Here is a 19,181-nt window from a genome sequence, read left to right on the forward strand (position 1 = left end):
CAAGGTGAGCAGTGGGAAGAGAGACAGCAGGTGTTGAAAGGCTTGAGTATCCATGATGGTGGCCTTCAGGGGGATGACCTATTTCAAGGTTAGCCTTTCAACACGTAATTGGGACAGCGCCTTTTTTTATGCCTCATGGTTTTCCCCCTCAGCTCACCGCCAGTGCCCCCTCGGGGCGGCGTCCGACCAGCCAGAGTGCCCCGCCGATCAACAAGCCTGCCAGGGCAAAGCTGGCCTGCATGGCGAACGCCAGATCCGCCGCCATGGCCGTGGCCAGGCTGTGCGTGCCGGCCAGGCTGGCAAAGAGGCCACCGAGCCCGGCGGCCCCCGTCAGCTGGCCCAGATTGCGCGACAGGGTCAGCAAGCCGGCCACGGCCCCCCTCGTCTGCTCGCTCGCAGCCCCCACCAGGGCACTGTTGTTGGCAGTCTGGAACAGGGCATAGCCGGCGGTCAGCAGCAAGATGGGCAGCAGATAACCGAGCGGGCCCAGCCCGCTGCTCAGGGTCGCCAGCCCGAGGGCCGCGCTCGCCATGGCCATCAGCCCGAGCCGTACCACCCGCCGCGCACCTACCCTGTCCACCAGCCAGCCGGCGGGCATCCCCGTCAGGGCCGCCAACAGCGGCCCGCCCGAGATCATGAGCCCGACCGTCCCCAGATCGAGGCCGAACGCTCCCCGCAGGTAGAAGGGGCCGATCAGCAGGCTCGCCACCATCACGCTGGCCACCAGGGCACTGGCGAGCAGGCCGCCGCGCAGGCGGGGCTCGGCCAGCAGCGCCAGCGGCAACAGGGGGGAGCAAGCGAGGCGCTCGCGGCGCACGAACAGCGCGGCGACGAGCAGCGCCCCCACCCCCCAGCAGAGCGCCAGCACGCCCCCCGAGGTCAGCGCCAGCCCGTAGCAGAGCAGCGCCATCACCAGCATCAGCAGGCGCGCCAGGGCGATGCTTTCCTTTTTCGGCGGTGCACCCTCCACAGGCAGGCCGAGCAGGCCGGCCCCCAGCCCCAGCAGGCTGACGGGCACCAGCAGCAGGAAGGGCGCCTGCCAGCCGAACGTACCTATCAGCAGGCCACCGAAGGAGGGGCCAAGGGCAGTGCCGCAGGCCGACAAAGTGCCGAGCAGCCCCATGCCCCAACCCCGCCGCGCCGGCCCCACCAGCTGCCCCACCATGGCCAGCGCGAGCACCAGCATGCAGGCCGCCCCGGCCCCCTGCAGGGCCCGCGCCGCGATCAGCCAGCCGAGGGAGGGCGCCAGGGCGCACAACAGGGAGGCCAGCGCAAACAGCCCAAGGCCCCAGAGCAGCAGGCGACGCCGGCCGAGCCGGTCACCGAGCCGCCCGGCCACCACCGTCAGGCAGGTGAGCCCCAGCAGGTAGGCCACCAGCACCCACTGCACGCCGGCAAAGGGCACGGCAAACGCCTGCTCCAACGCCGGCAGCACCATGTTGGCCATGCTCCCCGCCAGCATGGGCAACAGGGTGGCGAGCCCGAGCGCCAGCAGGCCGAGGCGGCGAACTAGAGGGGGCGAAAGAACGATATTGTGTGGCATGGACATGAGCTCCGGCGGATTAGGATGCCGACAAGGCTAGCCAGCAAGCTGAACCGGCGGAAGACGCACGACTTGCAGCTTATAGCTGCACGGCACGCCATATGAAGGCGCCCATTCTCGCGTATGATGAGACGAGAGGCATCGCCATGAGGCGGTCACCCTGAAGGCTCGGCGAGGCAAAGATCATGAGCACACCCGATTTCAATCTGCTGCTAACCCTGGAGGCGCTGCTCGATGAGGGCAGCGTGGCCGGCGCCGCCAGACGGCTGCGGCTCAGCCCCTCCGCCATGAGCCGGGCGCTGGCCCGGCTGCGCGCGACCACGGGGGATCCCCTGCTGGTGCGGGCCGGCCGGGGGCTGGTGCCTACCCCCCGCGCTTTGGTCCTGCGCGAGCAGGTCAGCCAGCTGGTACAGGAGGCCGAGGCCGTGCTGCGCCCCCAGCAGGAGGTGGATCCGGCCAGCCTGGTGCGCACCTTCCGGCTGAGGGCCAGCGACGGTTTCGTGGAGAGCGTCGGGGCGGCCCTGCTGACCCGGCTCGCCACCGAGGCGCCCGGGGTGCGGCTGCATTTCATGGCCAAGCCCGACAAGGAGAGCCACGCCCTGCGCGGCGGTGAGCTGGATTTCGAGACCGGGGTGATCGGCGCCAACACGGCGCCCGAGCTGCACACCCAGGCGCTGTTCCAGGATCGCTTCGTCGCCGTAGTGCGCCCCGGTCATCCCCTGTGCGAAGGCCCCCTGACCGCCGCCCGCTATGCCGCCGCCCGCCACATCATGGTGTCACGCCGAGGGCAGGAGCACGGCCCCGTCGATGAGGCGCTCGCCGTCTTCAAGCTGGAGCGCACCATCACCACCCTGGTGCCGGGGTTTGCCACTGCGCTGGCGCTGGTGCGGGGCAGCGATCTGGTGGCCACGGTGCCCGCCCTGCACTGCGCCGCCCTGCACGCCGATCTGGTGGCCCTGCCCCTGCCCTTCCCCTTGCCCAAAATCACCCTGGCCCTGCTCTGGCATCCCCGGCTGGATGCCGATCCGGCCCACCGCTGGCTGCGCCATCTCATCCGCGAGACCTGCGCCCGCGCGCCCTATCAAACGCCACAGCCAACGCGCTGATCCCGGGGCAGCTCCCCGCGTGGGAGCGTGCGATAAACACCTCCTCGCCGAGGTGTTTTTTCATCATGGTTGGCGAGCCAGGCCACCCAGCCGAATGATGAAAGTGAACGAGCTGCGGCCCACGAACGAGCCGCCGGTCTATCGCCACCCTCCCCGCCTGAGTGCCGACCCACCGACGGTGGCCGCCACCCCCTCATTGCCATTTGGCACGCCACCAGCCTAATTGCACCACTGGTATACCCATTTATGCATAGCTTCCTATTTCACCAGCTTACCTCTGAGGGGATATATAAATAGACACTTGATTTGCATCAATTGCCCGCCCCCCGTGACTGGGTAGCCTAACGCCAGAATGACGTTTTATTACTCCAAATCAGAGGCAATCATGAGCAAAGTCAGACTGGCCGTCATAGGGAACGGCATGGTGGGGCACCGCTTCATCGAAGAGTTGATCGAGCGGGCCGATCCGGGCCGGTTCGAGATCACCGTCTTCGGTGCAGAACCCCGTCCCGCCTACGATCGTGTCCATCTCTCCTCCTACTTCTCCCACCACACCAGCGAAGATCTCTCCCTCGTCAAACCCGGTTTCTACGAGAAGCACGGCATCCGTCTGCTGCTCGGCGAGGCGGTGAAAAAAATCGACAGGGCGGCCCGCGAGGTGCACTCCAACAAGGGCACCGTGGTCAGCTATGACAAGCTGGTGCTGGCCACCGGCTCCTACCCCTGGGTGCCGCCCATCCAGGGCAGCCAGCACCACGAGTGCTTCGTCTATCGCACCATCGAGGATCTGAAGGCCATCCGCAGCGCCGCCAAGAGCGGCAAGAGCGGTGTTGTGGTGGGTGGCGGTCTGCTCGGGCTGGAGGCGGCCGGTGCCCTCAAGGCGCTGGGCCTCGAGACCCACGTGGTGGAGTTCGCCCCTGTGCTGATGGCGGAGCAGCTCGATGGCCAGGGCGGCCAGCTGCTGCGCCGCAAGATCGAGTCCATGGGCGTGCAGGTGCACACCAGCAAGAGCACCAGCGAGATCCTGATGCACGGCGGCAAGGAGGCCAAACACCGCCTCGCCTTCGCCGACGGCAGCGCGCTTGACGTGGATGTGGTGGTCTTCTCCACCGGCATACGTCCGCAGGACACCCTTGGCCGCTACTGTGAGCTGGCCATCGCCGAGCGCGGCGGCGTCGCGGTCGACGATCACTGCCTCACCTCGGATCCCGACATCTATGCCATCGGCGAATGCGCCGCCTGGCAGGGTCGCTTCTTCGGCCTGGTGGCGCCGGGTTACAAGATGGCCCAGATCACGGTGGATCACCTGCTCGGCGGCGACAGCCGCTTCGAGGGGGCGGACATGAGCGCCAAGCTCAAGCTGCTCGGCGTCTCCGTCGGCTCCATCGGCGATGCCCACGGCCGTACACCCGGCAGCCACAGCTATGTGTTCCAGGACGATCAGGCCGGGGTCTACAAGCGGATAGTGGTGAGCGAAGACAACAGTCGCCTGCTCGGCGCCGTGCTGGTCGGTGACGTGGATGACTACGGCAACCTGCTGCAGCTGATGCTCAACGCCATGCCGCTGCCATCCCACCCGGACACCCTGATCCTGCCCGCCTATGCCGGTGCCAAGCCGACCCTGGGGGTCGATGCCCTGCCATCCACCGCCCAGATCTGCTCCTGCTTCGACGTCTCCAAGGGCGACATCGCCCAGGCGGTCGCCGAGGGCCACACCACCCTGGCCGCCATCAAGCAGCACACCAAGGCCGGCACCGGTTGCGGCGGCTGCGTGCCGCTCATCAGCCAGGTGCTTAACGCCGAGCTGGTGAAGCAGGGCATCGAGGTCAACAACCACCTCTGCGCCCACTTCCCCCACTCCCGCCAGGAGCTGTTCCACCTGGTCAAGGTGGAAGGGATCAAGAGCTTCGACGAGCTGCTGGCCAGGCACGGCCAAGGCTATGGCTGCGAGGTGTGCAAACCCACGGTCGGCTCCATCCTCGCCTCCTGCTGGAACGGCCATGTGCTGAGCCCGCAGAACACCCAGCTGCAGGACACCAACGACATCTTCCTCGGCAACATGCAGAAGGACGGCAGCTACTCCGTCATCCCTCGCATGGCCGGTGGTGAGGTGACGCCGGAAGGCTTGCTGGCGGTGGCCGAGGTGGCCCGCGACTACCAGCTCTACACCAAGATCACCGGCGCCCAGCGCATCGGCCTGTTCGGTGCCCAGAAGGACGATCTGCCCGCCATCTGGCGGAAATTGCTGGCCGCCGGCTTCGAGACCGGCCAGGCCTACGCCAAGGCGCTGCGCATGGCCAAGACCTGCGTCGGCAGCACCTGGTGCCGCTTCGGCGTGCAGGACAGCGTCGGCCTCGGGGTCTTCCTCGAGAACCGCTACAAGGGCATCCGCACCCCGCACAAGATGAAGTTCGGTGTCTCCGGCTGTACCCGCGAATGCGCGGAAGCCCAGGGCAAGGACGTCGGCATCATAGCCACGGACGCGGGCTGGAACCTCTATGTGGGCGGCAACGGCGGCATGAAGCCGCGCCACGCCGATCTGCTGGCCTCCGATCTCGATCGCGAGACGCTCATCAAGCTGATCGACCGCTTCATGATGTTCTACGTCACCAGCGCCGACAAGCTGCAGCGCACCTCGGTCTGGCTCGGCAACCTGGAAGGGGGCGTCGACTACCTGCGCGAGGTGATAGTCGACGACAAGCTGGGACTGAATGAGACCCTAGAACGTGACATCCAGGTGCTGATCGACGGCTACGAGTGCGAGTGGTCCCGCACCCTGAATGAAGAGGAAGCACTCAAGCGTTTCAGCCACTTCATCAACAGCGGCAAACGCGACCCTGACGTGCAGTTCGTCAGCGAGCGTGACCAGCACAGGCCCGCCACCCCGGCGGAGCGCATCCCCGTCTACCAGATCGAAGTGGAGAGCAAATGATGAAATTCGCCTGTCAACTGAACGACATTTTCCCTGGCACCGGGGTTTGCGCCCTGATCGAAGGTCGTCAGATCGCGCTGTTTCGCCCGAGCGAGGCGGCCGAGGTGTTCGCCATCGACAACCGGGATCCCTTCTTCGCCGCCAACGTGCTGTCGCGCGGCATCATCTGTGAACACGACGGCGCGCTCTGGGTCGCCAGCCCGCTCAAGAAGCAGCGCTTTCGCCTGAGCGACGGCCACTGCTTCGAGAATCCGGCCATGTCGATTGCAGCCTATGCCGTTGAAGTGCGTGACCAGCAGGTCTGGGTCGCCGTCTAATCCCATACACATCAGGGCGGCCTGCGGGCGGCCCGTTTAAAGAGAACCAACATGTATACCGACACCATCAACAAGTGCGCCGCCAACGCGGCCCGCATCAACCGCTTCGAGCGGGACGACAAACTCGGCTTCTGGCTGAGCTCCGCCATGGCGGGGGCCTATGTGGGCCTCGGCATCATCCTCATCTTCACTCTGGGCAACCTGGTGGATCCGGCCATCCGTCCGCTGGTGATGGGGGCCACCTTCGGCATCGCCCTGACCCTGGTGATCATCGCCGGCTCGGAGCTGTTCACCGGCCACACCATGTTCCTCACCCTGGGGGTGAAGGCGGGCAAGATCTCCATGGGGGATCTGCTGCGCATCCTGCCCCAGACCTGGGCCGGCAACCTGCTCGGCTCCATAGCAGTGGCGCTGATCTACTCCTACGGCGGCAGCCTGCTGCCGGACGCGGGCAGCCTGGCCCACAAGGTGGCGCTGGGCAAGACCCAGGCGCCGGCCCTGACCCTGTTCATGAAGGGGGTGCTGTGCAACTGGCTGGTCTGCCTCGCCATCTGGATGGCGCTGCGCACCGAGGGCGCAGCCAAGTTCATCGCCATCTGGTGGTGCCTGCTGGCCTTCATCGCCTCCGGTTATGAGCACTCGATCGCCAACATGACCCTGTTCGCCCTCTCCTGGTTCGGCGCCCACTCCGAGGCCTACACCCTGGGCGGCATAGGCCACAACCTGCTGTGGGTCACCCTCGGCAACACCGTCTCCGGCGCGCTCTTCATGGGCCTCGGCTACTGGTATGCCACCCCGAAGGCGGAGCGTCCCGTCCCAGTGACCGACGCCAGCGCCACCGTCAGCCAGACCCAAACCGCCTGATCCGGAGGTCCCATGGACTACTTGCCCATCTTTTGCCGACTCGACAACAAACCCGTGCTGCTGGTTGGCGGCGGTGAGGTGGCGGAGCGCAAGGCGCGCCTGCTGCTGGACGCCGGCGCCCGACTGACGGTGGTCTCCCCCGCGCTCGACTCCGAGCTGGCTGGGCTGGCCGCCGGCGGGACCATCGACTGGCTCACCGCCGAGTTCGAGCCGGCGCAGCTGACGGGCAAGTGGCTGGTGGTGGCCGCCACCGACAGGCGCGAGGTCAACGCCCTGGTCTATCAGAGCGCGAACCAGGCGGGCATCTTTGCCAACGTGGTGGACGATCCCAAGCGCTCCAGCTTCATCATGCCGTCGATCATCGACAGATCGCCGCTGATGGTGGCCATCTCCTCCGGCGGCAAGGCCCCGGTGCTGGCCCGTTTGCTGCGCGAGAAGCTGGAGGCCCTGCTGCCCCAGCACCTCGGCGCGGTGGCGACCTTTGCCGGCGGCCTGAGAGACAGGGTCAAGGCCCGCTTCGCCAGCATGGGGGAGCGACGCCAGTTCTGGGAGCGGCTGCTCGGTGCCGACCGGCTCGGTCAGGCGCTGGCGCGCGGCGACAAGGCCGCCGCCAACCAGCTGGCCGACGCGCTCTTTGCCGAGGATGCCGGTGCCAAGGGCGAGGTGATCCTGGTGGGCGCCGGCCCCGGCGATCCCGGCCTGCTCACCCTGCACGCCCTGCGCCAGATGCAGCAGGCGGATGTGGTGGTCTATGACCGGCTGGTGTCGGACGAGGTGATGGCGCTGGTGCGGCGCGATGCCAGACGCATCTTCGTCGGCAAGCAGGCGGGCAACCACTGCGTGCCCCAGGAGGGCATCAACCAACTCTTACTGGAGGAAGCCAGGAAGGGGCTGCGGGTGGTGCGGCTGAAGGGCGGCGATCCCTTCATCTTCGGCCGGGGCGGTGAGGAGCTGGAGACGCTAGTCGGCAGCGGCGTGGGCTTCCAGGTGGTGCCGGGGATCACGGCGGCGAGCGGCTGCGCCGCCTACGCGGGCATCCCCCTCACCCACCGGGATCACGCCCAGAGCGTGCGCTTCGTCACCGCCCACGGCAAGGGGGGCGCCCAGGATCTCGACTGGCCCCTGCTGGCCCGGGATCGGCAGACCCTGGTGTTCTATATGGGGCTTTCATCCTGTGGGGTGATCCGTGAGCGACTGATGGCCCACGGCAAGGCCGGCGACACCCCGGTGGCACTGATCGAGCGCGGCACCCAGCCAAGCCAGCGGGTCATTCGTGGCACCCTCGACCAGCTGCCCAAACTGGCGGTCGGGGTCGAGAGTCCGGCCCTCATCATGGTCGGCTCGGTGGTGACCCTGGCCGACCAGCTCGCCTGGTTCGGTCAGGCCAGCGACCCGCTGCAGACGATGGCATCCGCCTGATCCGGCGCCCATCGCCCCTGTATTGCAAACGCCACCCAGAGGGTGGCGTTTTTTTACTGCATTTACAGTCATAACCTATTGTTTTGGGTCTGGTATCCTATGGGGCACGGCCATCCGGCCAACCGAATTCAGGAATCTTGTTGCATGTCTCTCCCCCCCAAGAACAGCGCCAAGCAGCGTGAACACGACAGATCCCGCATCCTCACCCTGCTGCTGGCCGACGATGCCCTCACCGACAGCCTGCTGGATCCGCAGGGGGTGCAGGACGCCGAGCTGCGGGATCAGACCAGCGAGCTGACGCGTCTGGTCAACAGCCTGCCGGCCGCCGACGTCGCCGATGCGCTGGAATCCCTGCCGCCGGACGAGCGCCACGTGCTCTGGCAGCAGGTGGACCCGGAGAGGCATGGCCAGATCCTGGTCGAGGCATCGGAGACGGTGTGGGACAGCCTGATCAGCGGCATGAGCGACAAGGCGCTGCTGCACGCCCTGCGCACCCTCGACATCGACGATCAGATCTACCTCGGCCAATACCTGCCCCGCAACCTGATGGGGCGGCTGCTCACCTCCATGGCCCCCGACCAGCGCGACCGGGTGCGGGAGGTGATCCGCTACGGCAAGCACACGGTCGGCGCCATGATGGACTTCGAGCTGATCACGGTGCGGGCCGACATAAGCCTGGCGACGGTGCAGCGCTATCTGCGCCAGCTCGGCAAGATCCCCACCAACACCGACAAGCTGTTCGTCACCGACAGGCGCAACCGGCTGCAGGGGGAGCTGCCGCTCACCACAGTGCTGCTGCACAAGCCGGATACCAAGGTGGGGGACGTGATGGAGCGCAACCCCGTCACCTTCGATCCGGAAGACAACGACGAGGCCGCGGCCCGCACCTTCGAGCGGGACGATCTCATCTCCGCCGCCGTGGTGGATGGCAAGGGCAAGCTGATGGGCCGGCTCACCGTCGCCGAGGTGGTGGATCTGGTCTATGAGGAGAGCGACACCGATCTGCGCCGCATGGGGGGGATCAGCGAGGATGAAGATGTCTTCGCCCCGGTCAGCAAGGCGGTCAAGACCCGCTGGGCCTGGCTCGCCCTCAACCTCTGCACCGCTTTCATGGCCTCGCGCGTCATCGGCCTGTTCGAGCACAGCATCTCGCAGCTGGTGGCGCTGGCGGCGCTGATGCCAATCGTCGCGGGGATCGGCGGCAACACCGGCAACCAGACCATCACCATGATAGTGCGGGCGCTGGCGCTGCAGCACATACAGCCGGGTAACGTCTCCTTCCTGCTGTGGCGCGAGCTCGGGGTGGCGCTGGTCAACGGCCTGGTGTGGGGCGGCACCATGGGAGTCGCCACCTACTTCCTCTATCAGGATGCGGCGCTGGGCGCCGTGATGACCCTGGCCATGATACTCAACCTGCTGGTCGCGGCCCTGATGGGGGTCATCATCCCCATGACCATGACCCGCCTCGGCCGGGATCCGGCGGTGGGGGCCAGCGTGATGATCACCGCCATCACCGACACCGGCGGCTTCTTCATCTTCCTCGGGCTGGCGACCCTGTTCCTGCTATAGCGGCGAAGGTCTGCCTCGATGAAGAAGGGAGCCTGTACGGCTCCCTTCTTTCCTGTGAGGCGCCAAGTCGTTGTCGAACATGGAAATGCATCCTGCACCCCGGCCGCAAAAGCGGCGATTCCTTGACCAGAACAAGGAATATTCGTTGAAATGCCCCCCTCACTCCTTATACTGGATCCCACCTGTTTCCAGCGGTGGATCTGACTCAATGGAATACAATACTTCAGAACTGTGCGACATCTATCAGGACATGGTGGATGTACTCGAACCCATGCTCTGCTCCTTCGGCGGACGCGCCTCCTTCGGCGGTGTCATCACCACGATCAAATGCTTCGAATCGAACGGCCTGATCCGTGAACTGGTCAAGGAGAACGGTGTCGGTCGCGTGTTGCTGATCGACGGCGGCGGCTCCATGCGCCGGGCGCTGATCGACAGCGAGATCGCCACCACGGCGGCGGAAAATGGCTGGGAAGGCATCGTCTGCTACGGCTGCGTGCGTGAGGTCGACATCCTGGAGGATCTGGACATCGGCATCCAGGCCCTGGCGGCCATCCCGGTCGGTGCCGACCACAAGGACGTGGGAGAGACCGATCTGCCGGTCAACTTCGGTGGCGTCACCTTCCTGCCGGATGATCACCTCTATGCCGACACCACGGGAGTGATCCTCTCCCCCGATGCACTCGACATCGAGTAAGCAAACACAGACTGAAGATGGGAGCCTTGGCTCCCATTTTTTATGGCCGTCTTTATATGGCGGTAAGCGACTGAAAAAAGATAAAAAAAGAGGGCCAGTAAAAACTGGCCCCTTAACTGGAAGCAATGTGAGCAATGTCGTGCCTTCACAAGAAGTCCATCACGTTGGAACGAATGAAGTCTTTCCCGGAAAACAAGTTAACAATAATCATTCTCATTTAACTGTGCAAGTCTTATTTACCAGAAATGCAAAAAAATGACCACCCTGGGGTGGTCACTCTTCATCAGGCCTGACGGCTCGCGGTCTGCAAACCGGCTATGCCGGCCTCCCCCACCAGCTTGCGGCTGAGGTAGCGCAGCAGCACGCCGTAGAGCGGCACAAACAATCCCAGGCTTATCAGCAGCTTGAATACATAATCCACTGTCGCTATCTCGACCCAGTGCTCGGCCATGAAGGGATCCGTGCTGCGCCAGAAGGCGATGCTGAAGAAGGCGATGGTGTCCACCAGGTTGCCGAACAGGGTCGAGGCGGCCGGCGCCACCCACCAGGCCCTGAGCAGCCGCAAGCGGTTGAACACCACCACGTCCATGAACTGACCCACCAGATAGGCCATGAAGCTGGCCAGGGCGATGCGCGCCACGAACAGGTTGAACTCGGCCAGGTTGCCCATGCCCTGATAGCTGCCCTCGAAGAACAGCACAGAGAGCACGTAGGAGACCGCCAGCGCGGGCAGCATCACTGTCTGGATGATCTTGCGCGCCAGCCCGGCGCCGAAGATCCGCACCGTCAGATCGGTGGCCAGGAAGATGAACGGAAAGCTGAAGGCCCCCCAGGTGGTGTGGAAGCCAAAGACGGTGATCGGCAGCTGCACCAGATAGTTGCTGCTGGCGATGATCAGGATGTGGAACAACGAGAGGCGCACCAGCGCCGTCTGGTGCTGAGCAGGGGTCAGATTCATGTTGTGACCTTTTTGGTTAATGGGGTTAGGGAACCCATACCGCCACCATGGCGATAATTGAGGGGCGAGATTATACGCCCCAAAACTGATAGTTCAATCCTTATGCGATTGTTCCAGCCTTCGACAACCATCATCGAGGAACAACGTCATACGCCCCAAAACCGATAGTTCAATCCTTATGCGATTGTTCCAACCTTCGGCAATCATCATCGAAGAGCAACGTCACAGGCCCCAAGATTGATAGTTCAATCCTTATGCTGCCGGCCGAGCCAGAGCACCACCTCGCGATCGGCCGGGCGTACCGCCTCCAGCCAGCAGCCGCCGTGGTGCTCGAACTCCAGCCGCAGCGGGCTGCCCTCAAACTCCAGCAGCCAGCTGTGGCGATCCGCTCCCCAGTCTCGCTCGACGGGTTCTAGTTCCCACGCCTTCAGCAAGGCGTCGGCCAGGCTGGGAAAGTTATCCCAGCAGAGCCCGGGGCAGTCCAGCATCAGCACCGCTGATCCCGTGTTTATCTGCGTGACACGCCAACTCATCATGTACTCCTCAACTACTGCAAGAAAGCTCGCCGCCGCAATACCACGCAGGTGCCGGGGTGGCGAGATCTTCATATTCGGGTTGCTCCGCATAAGGGTGCCGCAGGGCCGCAAACAGCCGCTCGAACGGTACCATGTCCCCCGCCTCGGCGGCGTCTATCGCCTGCTGGGCCAGGGCGTTGCGCAGCACATACTTGGGATTGACGGCCTCCATTTGCAGTTTGCGAGCCATGTCATCACTGCCTTCGCGGACCAGCCGCGCCCGATAGAGTTCGAGCCACCCCTGCCAGATCGCGGGATCCGGCAGCAGCGCCAGCAAGGGCGCGGGCCAATCCCCCTGTTGGGTCAAGCTGCCCAGGCGGCGCAGGAAGAGGTGATAGTCCACTCGCTGGTGCGCCAGCAGTTGGAACAGCTCACGAAACAGGGCAGGATCCTGATCCTCCCAGCTTTCCAGCCCCAGTTTTTCACGCATCAGCTCGGAGTAGTGCAGCATCAGCTGGTGCTCGTACTGCGCCAGCGCCCCTGCCAGGGCATCGCCGTCCACATGATCCGCCAGCGCCTGGGCCAGCTTCTGCAGGTTCCAGTAACCGACTGCCGGCTGCTGATCCAGCGCATAGCGACCGCCCGGATCCGAGTGGTTGCAGACAAAGTCGGGCACATAGGCGTCGATGAAACCGTAGGGGCCGTAATCCAGGGTCAGCCCGAGCAGGGACATGTTGTCGGTGTTCAGCACCCCGTGGCAGAAACCGGCGGCCTGCCACTTGGCGATGAGCCGCGCGGTGCGGCGCACCACCTCGGCGAACAGCTCGGCCCCGTTGCTGAGCTCGGGGAAGTGGTGACGCAGCATGTAGTCGATGAGGGCCGGGATCTTCTCCCCCTGGCCGCTCCAGGCGAAGTACTCGACGTGACCGAAACGCAGGTGGCTCGGTGCGGTGCGCAGCACCGTCGCCCCGCTCTCGACCTGCTCCCGGTAGATGGGCTCGTCACTGCCCACCAGCACCAGGGCGCGGGTGGTGGGGATGCCGAGGGCATGCAGGGCCTCGGAGGCCAGATACTCGCGGATGCTGGAGCGCAGCACGGCACGGCCGTCGCCGAAGCGGGAGAAGGGCGTCTTGCCCGCCCCTTTCAGGTGCAGATCCCAGCGACTGCCATCGGGTGCCAGCTGCTCCCCCAGCAACATGGCGCGGCCATCGCCCAGACGCGGGCTGTAGCCGCCGAACTGATGGCCCGCATAGACCTGGGCCACCGGCTGCATGCCAGGCAAGGGCTGGCCCAGGCCGCAACAGGCGAGCCAGTCTGCCTCGCTGACGTCCGCCAATCCCAGCTCGCGCAAGAGATCCCGGTTGAGGTGCAGCAGCCTGGCGTTGTGCAGGGGCTGGGGTGCCACGGGCTCACAGGCCCAGGGCAGTTCGGTCGCGAAAGTATTGATCAGCTTCATGGTGGTGAGGGTCGTCCCTGCGTATGCTCGTGTCACTCTTTATACCGCCGTTGTCCCCTCTTGGGCCAACGGGGATGGCGCTATTTCGAATCGAGGAAAAGAAGATGCAAAAATGGGTCTATCTCCTGCCACTGCTGGCATTGCTCTCGGGTCAGCACGCCAGGGCGGCCGATGTGGACGCGGGCAAGGCGAAGGCCGTGCTGTGCGCCGGGTGCCATGGTCCGGAAGGGAAGGCCGTGGCGCCGATATTTCCTCATCTTGCGGGCCAAAATGAGGCCTATCTGTTGAAGCAGCTCAAAGCATTCAAGGCAGGCACACGCCAGGAGCCGACCATGGTTCCCTTCTTGGCGGCGCTGACCGAGGCGGATCTGGAGAACCTGGCCGCTTACTACGCCAACCTGAAGCAGTGAAAGATATCGTCTCGATAGTGAATTAATTCACCAGATTGTTAGAAGGCAGTTCGTCGCACTGCCTCTGACCCTATGGTCGGCTACCTGACTGACCATAGGTGACTCATCATCGGCACCGGAGGGGCACTCCTACCGCCGGCAGTATTCGATGATAAGGTCCATGAAGGCCTCGCCGAAGCGCTCCAGCTTGCGATGACCGACGCCGTTCACCGCCAGCAGCTCGTCTTCCGTCATCGGCATCAGCTGGGCCATCTCCACCAGGGTCGCGTCGTTGAACACCACATAGGGTGGCACCTCTTCTTCCTCGGCAATCTGCTTGCGCAGGTTACGCAGCTCCTTGAACAGCCGCTTGTCGTAGTTGGCGCTGTCGAGCAGGCTGCTGCGCTTCTCCTTGCGACTGGAGATGGGCTGCAGCCGCGGCACCGCCAGTTCCAGCGGTACCTCGCCGCGCAGCACCGGACGGGCCGCCTCGGTCAACTGCAACACCAGGTTGCGGGTGATGTTCTGGGTCAAGAGCCCCTTGTGGATCAGCTGGCGGATGACGCTCATCCAGTATTCGTGGCTCTGATCCTTGCCGATGCCGTAGGTCGACAGCTTGTCGTGGCCGTGATCCTTGATGCGCTGGTTGAGGGAGCCACGCAGCACCTCTACCACGTAACCCACCCCGAAGTTCTGCCCCACCCGCCAGACGCAGGAGAGCGCCTTCTGGGCGTCTTCGGTGCCGTCGTAGCTCTTGGGGGGATCCAGACAGATGTCGCAGTTGCCGCACGGCTTGTCGTTGTACTCGCCGAAGTAGTTGAGCAGCACCTGACGGCGGCAGGTCTGCGCTTCGGCGAAGGCCGCCATCACGTTCAGCTTGTACTGCTCGACCTGCAGCTGCTGGGGGTTCTCGATGTTGTCGAGCAGCCGGCGCACCCGGCCGATGTCGGCGGGATCGTACAGCAGCAGCGCCTCGGCCGGGGTGCCGTCACGGCCGGCCCGGCCCGTCTCCTGATAGTAGGATTCGATGTTCTTGGGGATGTCGTAGTGCACCACGAAGCGCACGTTCGGCTTGTCGATGCCCATACCGAACGCCACCGTCGCCACCACTATCTCGACATCGTCCTTGAGGAAGGCATCCTGGGTGCGCAGCCGTTGATCCAGCGGCAGGCCCGCGTGATAGGGCGCCGCCTTGCAGCCGTGACGGGAGAGCCGCTCGGCCACCTCCTCCACCCGGTTGCGGCTGGAGCAGTAGACGATGCCGCAGTTGCCCTTCTGGCTCTGCACGTAGCGCAGCAGTTGCTCCGCCGCCTTGAACTTCTCCACCAGGCTGTAGCGGATGTTGGGCCTGTCGAAGCTGGCGGTGTGGATAAAGGGATCATGGAGCTCCAACCGGTGCAGCATGTCGCTGCGGGTCGCATCGTCGGCGGTGGCGGTGAGCGCCACCACGGGCACCTGGGGGAACCACTGCTTGAGCCGCCCGAGCGCCGCGTATTCCGGCCGAAAATCGTGCCCCCACTGGGAGACGCAGTGCGCCTCGTCGATGGCGAACAGGCCGAGCGGCAGCTCCGCCAGCCGATCCAGAAACTCGTGCTGCAGCAGCCGCTCCGGCGAGACATAGACCAGCTTGATCTCGCCGCGGCGCATGGCGGCAAAGTTCTGGATCATCTCCTCCCGACTCAGGGCCGAGTTGATGTAGACCGCCGCCACGCCGTTGGCGCGCAGGCTGTCGACCTGATCCTTCATCAAGGAGATAAGCGGGGATACAACGACCCCCAAGCCAGGGCGCAGCAGCGCCGGGATCTGGAAGCAGAGCGACTTGCCGCCGCCGGTGGGCTTGAGCACCAGGGCATCGCGTCCCGCCACTATCTGCTCGATGATCTCCAGCTGGCCCGGCCGAAACTGCTGGTAGCCGAACACCGCCTGCAGCAGGGCAAGCGGCGTCTCTGGCACAGCGGCAGGCTGAGAGTCGGGCTGGATGTCGGCGATAGCGGTCATGGGCTCTCCTTTGGGGTCGCCATTCTAAAGCAGCAGCCGCTCACAATAAACCTGCCATTGCGACTGTTACGGAACTGTTGCAGACTGGCTGGAGTTTTTACTCGGCCAGGCCGCCAGGGATTGGGATCAGGGAATGAAACACATGTTGAAGAAGATGGCGCTCAGTGGCATCGCCAACCTGTTTGCCGAGCGGATGCCATTCAACAAGCTGATCGGCATGCAGGTGACTCACTACGACTTCGAGAAGGTGGAGCTGCGCATCAAGATGGAAGACAAGCTCATCGGCAACCCCTTCCACAATATCTTGCACGGCGGCGTCACCGCCAGCCTGCTGGACGTGGCGGGGGGCATGATAGTGGCCGCCTCCTGCATCGACGAGCTGGAGGATTTCTCCCCCAGCTACCTCAAGGAGCGCTTCTCCCGCCTCGGCACCATCGATCTGCGGGTCGACTACCTGCGCCCAGGTCGTGGCAACGAGTTCATCGCCACCGCCCACATCATCCGTGCCGGCAGCAAGGTAGCCGTCGCCCGGATGGAACTGCACAACGAGGAGGGGACTCACATCGCCTTCGGAACCGGTACTTATCTCGTCGGCTAAGGGCTTTATTGCATAAAAACTGCACTTCTAAGCTGATTTTAATCAATAGAATCCCTACCCCCACGCCGCCTCGGGGTCCATACTGAAAGTCGGGATTGTATGCAGAGGGAGGATTGCAGACGATGAGCGCGACACTGGCTACCAAACCATCCAGAGCCTTACTGACACAGCTCGAGTTCATGCTCGACGAGGTACATACGCCTGAGTGTCGTCACTGGTTGGAACAGGAGCTGGAGGGGTATTCTCTCTGTTCACCCCTGCCTTGGTATCGCATCATCGCCTGTCGGCAACGCGGTCACTTCTTGAACCTGAAGACGGGAAAATTTTTGACCTGCCATATCGGCAGTCAAACGCTGAGCCAACGCGACCTGGCCCAAGTTCAGTTCATCTATGCCCGTGAACCCGCCGCCCACTATTTACTGCGTCATGATTCCGGTATCGAACCCTGGCCAGAACAACTGCTGGAAGCGTATCGAGAGCAGCTGATCCCCGGCCATCTCTGCCTGCAAGCCTGGCATGAGCCCGTGTCTTCGTTGCGCTCACAGCTGGTGGAGGGCCTCGGCCACTTCATCAGTGAGTACCCCAAGCATGCGGCCCTGCAAACTCAACACGGCTTCAAGGCATTGCGCCATCAACATTGGCACATCTGAGCAAGCGCCCCGGGCGCAAGGAGGGCACCATAGAGCAGACCCACAACGAGATTGCCACAATCTAGAGTGCCGGAGTCAATATCAGACTCCACCAGTGGGCCACCGAGCGGTGGCCCTTTTACTGGCTGGCATTCGGTCCGGGCAATGCATCGAGGTCGATCCTGCCTTAGGTTGACCGAAGTCCCAGCCAGATTTCAAATGCGAAAAGGCCGCTCTATGAGCGGCCTTTTCTAATGTGGTCGGTGTGAGAGGATTCGAACCTCCGACCCCTTCGTCCCGAACGAAGTGCGCTACCAAGCTGCGCTACACACCGATGTCTGCGGGGCGAGAATTTACCGAAAGCCCCGATCATACACAAGCCTTTTTTATCTCTGGCGGGAAAAAACCACTTATCGCTCAACAATTCAGCATTTTTCGTACCTTCGGCATGCGCTGCCACAGGAGGGGGCTGTTATCCCCCTTACGCCGATAGCTGGAACTCGACCGGCCCCAGCAGGCGGCGCCGCCAATCCGCCAACACCCCGTGCTCCAGCCAATTGGCCGCATGCTGGCGCCAGTTGGACGAGAGCGCCGGATTATCCAGCAGCAATTGCAAGTCATCCTCGTTGCGCACCTGGTTGAACAGGATGTCGGCGGTGCGCTTCACCGTCAGCGCGGGATAGGGCCTGTCGGCCAGTTGCAGCTCGGCGTCCGGGGGCACCAGCCCCTCCTCCAGCACCCGCAGCAGCCAACCGCTGCGACCGCTGAGCTGCATCACCTGCGAGAGATGGGGATAACCAAAACGCTGATTCAACTTGAAGCAGGGGGATCTCGGCTGGCTGATCTGGATCAGGGCCTCACCGAGGCGGTAGACATCACCGATGCAGGCATCGACTTCGGTCAGCCCGAGGCCGGAAATATTCTCGCCAAAGGCGGCCGGTTGCCAGGGAGTGCGAGGAGCAGGCAAGCCCAGCGCGCTTTGCCAGGTCTGCCACCAGGGATAGTGATCGGCGGGGTAATGATGCAGCGCCCTGTCCGGGCCGCCGTGATGGCGCTGGTCACTCTGCTCATCGCCAGCCAGACCCGAGAAGCTGCACCACAGGGGCTTGTCGACGGCTTGCTTGTGGATGGCGCTGATGAGGCCCGGGGCCAATTCAGGATTCAGTTCGGCGCCCTGGCCGATAAAGAGGGAGATCCGCATTCTATCCTCCTGCTGGATGAGAGAATACGGATCTTAGGGGCTATCGATGCTTTGGCGCAAGCCGCGTTGCTTCGTCAACAGCCCTGTGGTCAGGCGACGGCTTGCATCTGGGTGGTCATGGCGATCTCGGCGCGGCGGCGTTTCTCCGCCTTGGCCATCAGATACCAACTACTGAAGGTAAACAGCGACACCGACAGCAGGATCAGGCTGGCTACCGCGTTGATCTCGGGTTTCACGCCGAGGCGCACCGCCGAGAACACCTCCATCGGCAGGGTGGTGGAGCCAGGACCCGAGACGAAGCTCGCCAGCACCAGATCATCGAGTGACAGGGCGAAGGACATCATGCCGCCCGCCGCCAGCGAGGGGGCGATCATGGGAATGGTGATAAGGAAGAACACCTTCCAGGGTTTGGCCCCCAGATCCATGGCCGCCTCCTCAATGGAGAGATCCAGCTCCCGCAGCCGCGCCGACACCACGATCGCCACATAGGCGGTACAGAAGGTGGTGTGGGCGATCCAGATGGTCAGCATACCCCGCTCCGCCGGCCAGCCAATCAGCTGGGCCATGGCCACGAACAGCAACAGCAGCGACAGACCGGTGATCACCTCCGGCATGACCAGAGGCGCCGTCACCAGGCCACCGAACAGGGTGCGGCCGCGGAAGTGCGGGATCCGGGTCAGCACGAAGGCCGCCATGGTCCCCAGCGCCACCGCCGCGATGGCGGTATAGAGGGCGATCTCCAGCGAGCGCAACACAGAGCCAATCAGCTGCTTGTTGTCGAGCAGGCCAAAGTACCACTTCAGCGACCAGCCTCCCCACACCGTCACCAACTTGGAGGCGTTGAAGGAGTAGATCACCATAATGACCATAGGCAGGTAGATGAACAGCAGCCCCAGCCACAGCATCAGCTTGGCAAAACCGAAGCGTCTCATACTTTACCCTCCCATTCCTTCGCCTGGTTGCAGTTGCACAGGGACGGTACGGGGACAATCA

The 19,181-nt window shown here is 64.0% G+C and carries 17 protein-coding genes and 1 tRNA gene; 10 read left to right on the forward strand and 8 right to left on the reverse strand.

The window, feature by feature from the left end:
- Positions 1-148: 148 nt before the first annotated feature.
- Positions 149-1,543, reverse strand: coding sequence for an MFS transporter (locus MM194_RS13775; protein ID WP_241343861.1), 1,395 nt, complete (start codon positions 1,541-1,543; stop codon positions 149-151).
- Positions 1,544-1,728: 185 nt separating this feature from the next.
- Here MM194_RS13775 and MM194_RS13780 point away from each other — a divergent pair, with 185 nt between their 5' ends.
- The 7 genes from MM194_RS13780 to rraA all read left to right on the forward strand — a co-directional run bounded on the left by MM194_RS13780 (position 1,729) and on the right by rraA (position 10,444).
- Positions 1,729-2,649: a LysR family transcriptional regulator gene (locus MM194_RS13780; protein ID WP_241343862.1), complete on the forward strand. Its 921-nt coding sequence runs from the start codon at positions 1,729-1,731 to the stop codon at positions 2,647-2,649.
- A 385-nt stretch (positions 2,650-3,034) separates the two neighbouring features.
- On the forward strand, positions 3,035-5,581 hold the full coding sequence (nirB, locus tag MM194_RS13785; RefSeq protein WP_241343863.1) for a nitrite reductase large subunit NirB: 2,547 nt from the start codon (positions 3,035-3,037) through the stop codon (positions 5,579-5,581).
- The gene (gene nirD / locus MM194_RS13790; RefSeq protein ID WP_241343864.1) at positions 5,581-5,898 is read left to right on the forward strand and encodes a nitrite reductase small subunit NirD; all 318 of its coding nucleotides are present in this window, start codon (positions 5,581-5,583) and stop codon (positions 5,896-5,898) included. The genes nirB and nirD overlap by 1 nt, the downstream gene beginning before the upstream one ends.
- A 51-nt stretch (positions 5,899-5,949) precedes the next feature.
- Entirely contained in the window at positions 5,950-6,762 is an 813-nt protein-coding gene (gene nirC, locus MM194_RS13795; protein WP_241343865.1) for a nitrite transporter NirC, read from the forward strand.
- Positions 6,763-6,774: 12 nt separating this feature from the next.
- Positions 6,775-8,181: a siroheme synthase CysG gene (gene cysG / locus MM194_RS13800; protein WP_241343866.1), complete on the forward strand. Its 1,407-nt coding sequence runs from the start codon at positions 6,775-6,777 to the stop codon at positions 8,179-8,181.
- A gap of 144 nt (positions 8,182-8,325) precedes the next feature.
- Complete coding sequence (gene mgtE / locus MM194_RS13805) at positions 8,326-9,750, forward strand: magnesium transporter (protein WP_241343867.1); 1,425 nt, start codon at positions 8,326-8,328, stop codon at positions 9,748-9,750.
- Positions 9,751-9,958: 208 nt separating this feature from the next.
- A complete protein-coding gene (rraA, locus tag MM194_RS13810; protein ID WP_033128994.1) occupies positions 9,959-10,444 on the forward strand; it encodes a ribonuclease E activity regulator RraA in 486 nt (161 codons plus the stop codon).
- A gap of 283 nt (positions 10,445-10,727) precedes the next feature.
- On the opposite strand, the gene MM194_RS13815 is transcribed toward rraA, so the two are convergent.
- The 3 genes from MM194_RS13815 to MM194_RS13825 form a co-directional block, all read right to left on the reverse strand.
- Entirely contained in the window at positions 10,728-11,402 is a 675-nt protein-coding gene (locus MM194_RS13815; RefSeq protein WP_241343868.1) for a 7-cyano-7-deazaguanine/7-aminomethyl-7-deazaguanine transporter, read from the reverse strand.
- Positions 11,403-11,647: 245 nt separating this feature from the next.
- Positions 11,648-11,935 carry a DUF3630 family protein gene (locus tag MM194_RS13820; protein WP_241343869.1) on the reverse strand — a complete coding sequence of 96 codons (288 nt, stop codon included), beginning with the start codon at positions 11,933-11,935 and terminating at the stop codon, positions 11,648-11,650.
- 10 nt (positions 11,936-11,945) lie between these two features.
- Positions 11,946-13,373 (reverse strand): protein adenylyltransferase SelO, encoded by a 1,428-nt coding sequence (locus tag MM194_RS13825; RefSeq protein WP_241343870.1) that lies wholly within the window; start codon positions 13,371-13,373, stop codon positions 11,946-11,948.
- A 104-nt stretch (positions 13,374-13,477) separates the two neighbouring features.
- Between MM194_RS13825 and MM194_RS13830 the strand changes: the two genes are divergently transcribed.
- Positions 13,478-13,783 carry a cytochrome c gene (locus tag MM194_RS13830; RefSeq protein ID WP_241343871.1) on the forward strand — a complete coding sequence of 102 codons (306 nt, stop codon included), beginning with the start codon at positions 13,478-13,480 and terminating at the stop codon, positions 13,781-13,783.
- Positions 13,784-13,912: 129 nt separating this feature from the next.
- Here MM194_RS13830 and recQ read toward each other — a convergent pair whose 3' ends face one another.
- Positions 13,913-15,760, reverse strand: coding sequence for an ATP-dependent DNA helicase RecQ (gene recQ, locus MM194_RS13835; RefSeq protein WP_241343872.1), 1,848 nt, complete (start codon positions 15,758-15,760; stop codon positions 13,913-13,915).
- A 133-nt stretch (positions 15,761-15,893) separates the two neighbouring features.
- On the opposite strand from recQ, the gene MM194_RS13840 reads away from it, so the two are divergent.
- Both MM194_RS13840 and MM194_RS13845 read left to right on the forward strand, forming a co-directional pair.
- Complete coding sequence (locus MM194_RS13840) at positions 15,894-16,358, forward strand: thioesterase family protein (RefSeq protein WP_033129000.1); 465 nt, start codon at positions 15,894-15,896, stop codon at positions 16,356-16,358.
- A 122-nt stretch (positions 16,359-16,480) separates the two neighbouring features.
- The gene (locus tag MM194_RS13845) at positions 16,481-17,008 is read left to right on the forward strand and encodes a hypothetical protein (protein ID WP_033129001.1); all 528 of its coding nucleotides are present in this window, start codon (positions 16,481-16,483) and stop codon (positions 17,006-17,008) included.
- Positions 17,009-17,244: 236 nt separating this feature from the next.
- Here the strand turns inward: MM194_RS13845 and MM194_RS13850 are convergent.
- The 3 genes from MM194_RS13850 to MM194_RS13860 all read right to left on the reverse strand — a co-directional run bounded on the left by MM194_RS13850 (position 17,245) and on the right by MM194_RS13860 (position 19,120).
- Positions 17,245-17,321, reverse strand: a tRNA-Pro gene (locus tag MM194_RS13850).
- A 147-nt stretch (positions 17,322-17,468) separates the two neighbouring features.
- Entirely contained in the window at positions 17,469-18,188 is a 720-nt protein-coding gene (locus MM194_RS13855; RefSeq protein WP_033129002.1) for an MOSC domain-containing protein, read from the reverse strand.
- 89 nt (positions 18,189-18,277) lie between these two features.
- On the reverse strand, positions 18,278-19,120 hold the full coding sequence (locus MM194_RS13860) for an ABC transporter permease subunit (RefSeq protein ID WP_033129003.1): 843 nt from the start codon (positions 19,118-19,120) through the stop codon (positions 18,278-18,280).
- Positions 19,121-19,181: the final 61 nt, after the last annotated feature.

The sequence above is a fragment of the Aeromonas sp. MR16 genome, from assembly GCF_022549315.1.
Lineage (GTDB): Bacteria > Pseudomonadota > Gammaproteobacteria > Enterobacterales > Aeromonadaceae > Aeromonas > Aeromonas aquatica.